This is a genomic window from Protofrankia sp. CiT1 (assembly GCF_917627335.1).
In the GTDB taxonomy this organism is placed as follows: Bacteria; Actinomycetota; Actinomycetes; order Frankiales; family Frankiaceae; genus Protofrankia.
This window is the reverse complement of record NZ_CAKJTP010000030.1, coordinates 10,960-12,125: the sequence shown is the minus strand read 5'-3', so window position 1 is coordinate 12,125 and position 1,166 is coordinate 10,960. Positions and strand designations below refer to the sequence as shown.

Annotated in this window: 1 protein-coding gene; it reads right to left on the bottom strand. The window is 70.2% G+C overall.

The window, feature by feature from the left end; translation table 11 throughout:
* Positions 1-983 (bottom strand): phosphogluconate dehydrogenase (NAD(+)-dependent, decarboxylating) (gene gnd, locus MJ785_RS07715; RefSeq protein WP_239380264.1); only part of this gene is annotated, 983 nt, incomplete at its 3' end.
* Positions 984-1,166 lie beyond the last annotated feature (183 nt).

Genomic DNA, 1,166 nt, shown 5'->3' with positions numbered 1-1,166 from the left:
CTGCGCATGGCCGACAGCAGTTTGTCCGCGTACAGGGCCTCGCCGCGCGAGGAGAACCGCTCGTACAGCGAGGCGGTGAGCACGTGGGCGGGCACACCTTCCTCCACCGCGGCGAGTACCGTCCAGCGGCCCTCGCCGGAGTCCGACACCCGGCCGCTGAACGACGCCAGCTTTGGATCCTCGACGAGCGCCGCCGCCGTCAGATCCAGCAGCCAGGAACTGACCACGCTGCCCCGGCGCCACACCTCGGCCACCTCCGCGGTGTCGATGTCGTACTGGTAGTACTCGGGGTGCGCCAGCGGGGTGGTTTCGGCGTCATGCTCGCCGGTGTGTTCCCGGCCGATGCCGGCCTTGTTCAGGATGGCCATCCCCTCGGCGAAGGCGCCCATCATCCCGTATTCGATGCCGTTGTGGACCATCTTCACGAAGTGCCCGGCCCCGTTCGGCCCGCAGTGCAGGTAGCCCTTTTCGGCCTGGGTCGGTGCACCGGCGCGGCCCGGCGTGCGCGGTGCCGTCGTCAGCCCCGGAGCGATCGTGGCGAACAGCGGCTCGAGGCGGGACACGACGTCACGCTCACCTCCGATCATCAGGCAGAAACCGCGTTCCAGCCCGAAGACCCCCCCAGAGGTGCCGACGTCGACGTAGTGGATGCCCCGGCCGGCGAGCTCGGCGGCCCGGTCCACATCGTCGCGGTAGTAGGAGTTGCCGCCATCGAGGATGACGTCGTCGGCTTCGAAGTGTTCAGCGAGCGCGAACACGGTCTCGCCGGTGATCCCGGCGGGGAGCATCACCCAGGCCGCGCGGGGGACGGTGAGCTTCGCCGCGAACTCCGCGAGTGTGCTGGCACCGGTCGCGCCCGCGGCCGCCAGCTGCTCCACCGCCGCTGGGTTGACGTCGTAGACGACGCAGTCGTGCCCGTCCCGCATGAGCCGGCGTACCAGGTTGGCGCCCATCCGGCCAAGGCCGATCATCCCGAGCTGCACGAGATCTCCCGTAGTCGTTGGACTGGTGCGGTGCGGTGCGGTGCCAGCGGCGCCCGTTTCATTGTCGCGCGGCCTACCAGCCATGACACCGCACCGCCGGAGAGTCCTGGTGATCGTTGTGCCACACGGCCCGCGGCGTCGGGACTCCGGCCGTGTACCCCTCGTGGCCCGCGGCCGGTGGGT